This window comes from Bacteroides sp. UBA939 (assembly GCF_002293435.1).
Taxonomy (GTDB): domain Bacteria; phylum Bacteroidota; class Bacteroidia; order Bacteroidales; family Bacteroidaceae; genus Bacteroides.
The window spans coordinates 1-6,656 of sequence record NZ_DBDF01000185.1 but is presented as its reverse complement, the minus strand read 5'-3'; the positions used below and the strand labels follow the sequence as shown (position 1 = coordinate 6,656).

Genomic DNA, 6,656 nt, shown 5'->3' with positions numbered 1-6,656 from the left:
AACGTAAAACTGGACACCCTAATAATTTAGTTGCGGATTTAAGGAACTATTTGCGGTATGTAGAAGGGTGTGTATCCTTCTTGTGTTTTATAACATACTACTGCTTGGTGCTTCATGTTATATAACATGACTAATCTAGCCTTAACTAAATTAAATAACACCTAATTTTGGTATTGGATAATGAGTGTCTTTACAACCGAAGGCTATATGTTGAAGATTACAGTAAAAGGGTTGTTTGTGGATAAAACTACCATTGATGTGAACGAAACTATTAAAAATAAAGATGGGCTATTATGAGAAGTATGAGAAAAGCTCTGTGCACGGCATTTTATGTTGTGGCGAGTATTGGGCTAAACGCACAAATACCCGAGCCACCCAAGTCGTTACTAAGCCCTAATGTGGCAAGTTTAGGATTGTATGGAGAAATTCCTGTATCTCATTATACGGGGGTACCTGGTATCAGTATCCCATTATATGAGGAAGATATCCATAATTTTAAATTATCCGTATCATTAAGTTACCATGCATCAGGTGTCAGGCCCGACCAACGACCTGGTTGGACAGGCTTAAACTGGACATTGCTTGCAGGTGGTGCAATCAGCAGGCAAGTAAAGAATGCCCCTGACGAACTGAATAATCCTCTGCGAGCAGACAGGTTTGAAGACCATGAAGGCTATTACTTCAAACACGATGTGTTGAATGTAAGCAATTGGAATACTGCACCCTATCTTGTCCATGCGGCAACGGAAGATATGCACGTAGTATCAGATCTGGAGCCGGATATTTTCTCATTTAATTTTCCCGGATATTCCGGTCAATTTTATCTGGACCATCAACGTAACTGGGTAGTCAGGTGCAATAAGCCGGTAAAAGTGGAGTTCGACGGTAATTTCTTACAAACACCCTTCGACAGAAAAAAAACAGCAGCCTATTATGTTGGTAATTTCCCTTGTTTTAATGGATTTACCATTACGGTAGAAAACGGGACAAAGTTTGTTTTTGGCGGAATAATAGAAGCTATCGAATTTTCGATTCCCTTTATGCAGCAATTCGAAGACGAATGGGTGGCTACGGCATGGCATCTGACCAATATTATCCTGCCCAACGGAGAAGAAATAAGTTTTTTATACGAACGCGGCGGATTTAACTGCCAACTATACTACTCATTGCAACATAATCTGGGATTCAGCGCCCAAGGAGGTGGGGGTGGATTTAACCCGTATGATGAATGCTCAGGTTCCACATATCCCTCATTTATCAGTGGCTATTCGGGACACTTGATAGCCCCCGTGTATTTATCCCAAATCAATACGGGGAGGTCTCTCTTGGAGTTCAGCAGGAGCGAAAGTAATGAACTGAATTATGACAAGGTATCTATATTCGACCAGATGTATAGTGTGTGGTGCGGAGAAAATCCTAACAAAGAGGCTTATTATGACCCCAATAATGAGGCAGCAAAGGCTTTTCTCCCCTACCTGTTAATATATAAAGATCCTTCGGAGGCTAATGGGGGAGGGAAAGGCGAGGATGATATCCCTGAATACATTCAAGCATATTGGAGTGGGAAGGAAAGACGACCTTATCCCGAATGCTTGAATCAATTGAAATGGTACAAACTGGATTGCATAACGGTAACAGATGTGTTTACAAACACTGAAGAGAAGGTGGTAACATTCAGTTATAATAATGTTCCCAATCGGCGGTTAATGCTGGAGGGCGTTCAGGAATCCGGTAAAAGCCCGTACCTGTTTCATTATGACAATGCGGACAGGTTGCCCCCTTACCTAGCGTGTAAGACCGATCATTGGGGCTTCTTTAACGACCGTTTTGCCGGTATTCCTGTGCCGGCTCTGGGTTGGGATATATTCAATGATCCGAATAACTTTATACGCCATTATGAAAATTATTATGGTTTGAGGGAACCGAACGTTGACGTAATGAAATACGGCATCCTTAATAAGATTGTATATCCTACGGGAGGATATGCCGCATTCGAGTACGAAGCCCACAACTACCGGAAGCAGGTAAAGGCTGACAGATGGAACGGCTTCGAAACATTAAACAGTAATAAATATGCCGGCGGATTAAGGATAAAGAACATTATAAAGTCCGGATTGGCCGATACTCCGGATCAGCAATTAGGGTATTATTATGTTACCGATTATCTATCCAATAACACTTCAAGCCAGGTTTCGAGTGGCGTACTGGAGAGCCAGATACAATATCTGTTCAGGAATTATGAAGTCTCGACCTCTGATAATAGTATGAGATTAAGGGAAAATACCTTTTCAACGGTTTCCGTTTTACCATCCGGCAGCAACCTGGGCGGGTCGCATATCGGTTATTCGCAGATTATAGAGAAACGTGGGGACAATTCTTTCACCCTTTACAAATACTCAAACTACGATACAGGAAACTGGGATGAAAGAGCGGAAGCCTACCTGCAGGAGCCATATTCCATATATGACCCCTGTTCGATGAAAAGTCAGGAAAGAGGAAACCTTACGGATGTTGAAGATTACAATTCCAATGGAAACATTGTAAGTAAAAGGACCATTGAATATGAAAAAGACGCCGCATCCAATAATTATGTCAGAGCACTGACTGTTTCCTCTCCCTATATCTGCGGGAATGATGCTGATTTACAAATAAGGTATATCAAAGGGTACTCGTATAAGATTTATACTTATTTGATGCGACCCGTAAAGGAAACCCAGATTTTATACTATCCGTCTTCCGGCAATAATATATTATCCACTACAGAAAAACAATTCGTTTACAACAGCAATAAACTTTTAAAGAAGGAGACTGTTACCGTGTCGGAAAAAGGAGTTGCAAAGAAATATACCACCGAAACTTCGTTTACCTCCGATATGGGAAATGTGGCTGCATATAATAACATGAGGGCTAAGTATATGCTGAGCTATCCCGTTGAGATTGTTTCCAAGGTGGATGATGCGATTGTGAAAGCAAATCTTATTACATACGAAAACCTGCTACCCAAGGATGTGTACATGTTAAAGTTAAGTACGCCGTTATCATCGAACAGTTTCAGCGCTTTCACCGGTTCGTCGGTAAATAGTAATTATGGAAGCCCTGACCTGTCATTCACCCGGTATGACGCATCGTGGAATCCGGTAGAAGTAATAGACAAGAGTGGACTGTCTACGGTCTATTTGTGGAGTTACAATCGCCATCTAAGGATTGCCGATATTGTAAACCGGACGTACAGCCAGGTGAATATCGGATTGTCGGGACAGGGAAAAACAATTGAAGGGCTATCCGTGTCAAGCGATCCCGGCGTCGACTTCAGCACGCTTCGACAGGCTCTACCGGAAGCGCAGATTATCTCGTACACATACGATAGACCTTTGGTGGGTGTATCGTCCATTACAGAACCGGCAGGTTTGACTACATCTTTTCTCTATGATGCCGCAGGCCGATTGGTGGAAATAAGAGACCACAGCAATGCGAAGGTCGCGGAAAATAAATATTGGTATAAAAACCAGCCGTTCGCATCGAATATCAATGCGGACATGACCATACAAAGTGTATATTTGGCAAATATGACAGTGCGATTTGAAGTTGTTGTAAATGATAATACTCCCGGTTTGAAAATGGACTGGTATCTAATGGATGCAAGAGAGAACGTTATCGACAGTAAGGTGAATACTACGGACATATTCTTTACTGTTAACCCGGGAGATGAGGGAGAAAAGACGTTGATATGCGTAGTAAGGGACGAGAATTTCACAAAGGGAAGAACCCTTAAAAAGACATTTAAGGCAGTTGCTCCTCAAATAGTAGTGAAAGATGGCGTTTTGGCAAAATACAACCAGTATCATCCGGACGGTTCTCCCATATACGATGTCATCTATCCTCTGATATTTGGAACAAACGTCAATAGTGGTTCCGGCAATTTCCGCTATAATTGGTATCTGAAAAATGCACAGGGAACAACTATCAGTTCCGTACTGAATACGAATAATAATGAATACATGCCGGACAAATACCTTGAAAAGATGTCGGTTACATGTATAGTCAAAGATTTGGATACGAATAGGGAAGTGAGCACGGCGGCATATACGTTTCATGCACAAGCGGTTATCGAATTCTCCGAAGGAGGAGGCAAGGATGGCAGTGTGACAGGTGTATTGACCCTTCCCTGCGATACGGATGTAGACTTTGTGCTGACATATACGACGGATGATATGCCTGACCTGATATTGGACTCATCTTCATTGAGCATTATGTGGCAGCGCTCGGAAATTGATTATGGAACGCTGGATACGGTTTATGAAGTAGGGATAAAAGCTTCGATAGGAGCCGGATCACAGTCGCTGGGCATATATATGCCTATGGGACAACAGGGAACAGCTTCGCTGGTGATTACAGATGTCGGTAATTCCTGCTTTACCGTGGGGGGAAATAATAGAATAGAGGTTTATTCCAACGGATATTAATCCGTAAGTTTTAAATCTACCGAGTGAAATGATTATAATTCAATGACTTATAAAATCCAAACAGATGAAAAAGATATTCATATATATATTTCTGTTATTAGTATTGGGTATCGCAAACGTTTATTCCCAGACAACTACCCAAAACTATATCCGAACGCGTATCTATACCAATGAAACGGGTACAACTTATCTGGATACTATCAAATACTTCGACGGATTGGGGCGTCTTGTGCAGATCGTGCAACAGGGTGCTACCCCGACAAACAAAGATCTGGTTGCTTTGCAGGAGTACGACGCCTTGGGAAGGAAATCCAATGCATGGCTTCCCGCCTCCATATCGGGTAACAATGGGAAATATGTTGCTTCGGCGACACTCAAGACACAGGCTATCGCCTCCAACGGTAACGACCAAAACCCCTATTCATACCCTGTGTACGAAACTTCCCCCCTGAGCCGCGTGGTTAAATTGTTTGGTCCTGGGGCAAGCTGGCATAATAACAAGGCGGTGGAATCGGCATACAAAACCAATATAGCGGGCAATGCCACGCTGAATTGCAAGCTATACAAGGTTGGGGGCACCAACCAGGCGCCAACTCTGAGCCAGAACGGAAACTATTCCTCCGGTGAACTGTCTGTAACCGAAATAAAGGATGAAAACCAAAACATCAGTTACGAGTTCAAGGACAAGCGCGGGCAAGTGGTACTGACCCGCCAAATGCAGGGAACGGTAGCCTACGATACCTATTATGTATATAACGGCTTCGGCCTGCAATGCTTCGTGCTGCCTCCAAGAATTCAGGATGAAGGTATAACCGAGACGAAGCTCGACGAACTGGCTTACCGGTACAGATATGATGAGCTTAACCGTCCCATTGCCAAGAAAATACCCGGTTGCGAATGGATATACTATGTCTACGATAAAGCCGATCGCCTGATATTTACGCAGGATGGTGAACAAAGGAAGAGAAAAGAATGGACATTTACCATTCCCGATGTCTTCGAGCGTATCGTATTGACAGGAACTTGTATTGACAGCCTGAAAAACTATGCTGCTAATCCGCTAGGGAACAATGTGGTAAAGGCAGCCCGCGCTAACGCCGACGACACCTATAAAGGTTATGCTACACCCACTGGGGTAACACTTTCCTCCCCTAAAATATTGTCTGTCAACTACTATGACGATTACGCCTTTTTTGGCTACAACGGAGTTCCGAATACTGCCAACGCCCAATATACTGCCGAAGCGGGATACGGCGTATGTTACGGCGACCATCAATCAACTAACAAGGCTAAGAATAAAGGTCTGCTGACAGGTACGCTTACCGCCCAAATGAATGCTGACGGTACGTTGTCGTCTACCTACCTCTATTCGGTGATGTATTACGACAATAAAGGGCAATTGATACAAGTCAAATCATCCAATCACCTTGCGGGTGGTGTAGAAAAGGAATACTTCGCCTATAACTTTACCGGACAGATCATCAAACGGAAACATGTCCATGCCGCTACGGGTCAGAATACGCAAACGGAGGTATATACATACGGTTACGACCATGCCGGGCGATTGCTGACAACTAATTATAAGCTAAATACAACAGCGGAATTAACCCTTGCCTCAAACACCTACGATGAATTGGGAAGGTTGAAGACTAACCAGAAGCGCAGTCATGACAATCTGAAAACAACGTATGGGTATAATGTGCGTTCGTGGACAAAGTCCATTACCAACTCGTTGTTCAGCCAGACGCTGTATTACAATGACACTTACGGCGGGAGTACGGCACAGTACAATGGCAATATCGGGGCTATGAGCTGGAAGCTTTCCACCGAGACCAAGACGAGGGGGTACAAGTTCACCTACGACAACCTTTCCCGGCTTACCTCCGCCAGCTATCTGGAAAATGGAAGCGTGAACAGTAATTTCAACACTTCGTACACCTACGACAAGCATGGTAACATGACCAGTCTGACGCGCCGCGGCAATACCGGCACCTCGACCTACGGCATTATCGACAACCTGACGATGACCTACTCCGGCAACCAGCTCATAAAGGTAGAAGACACGGGGGCCAGCGTCAGTATGTCCGCTTCGATGGACTTCAAGAACGGCTCCACTAGCGCCAAAGAGTACGAATATGATGCAAATGGCAATATGAACAAAGATTTAAACAAGGGAATAAGCGCCATTTCGTA

At 43.7% G+C, this 6,656-nt stretch carries 2 protein-coding genes; both read left to right on the top strand.

Going from position 1 to position 6,656, the window contains the following annotated elements; genetic code table 11:
* Window positions 1–293: 293 nt before the first annotated feature.
* Window positions 294–4,463 (top strand): RHS repeat domain-containing protein, encoded by a 4,170-nt coding sequence (locus B2Z67_RS11860; protein WP_291530044.1) that lies wholly within the window; start codon window positions 294–296, stop codon window positions 4,461–4,463.
* Window positions 4,464–4,527: 64 nt separating this feature from the next.
* Window positions 4,528–6,656 (top strand): DUF6443 domain-containing protein (locus B2Z67_RS11855; RefSeq protein ID WP_291530043.1); only part of this gene is annotated, 2,129 nt, incomplete at its 3' end.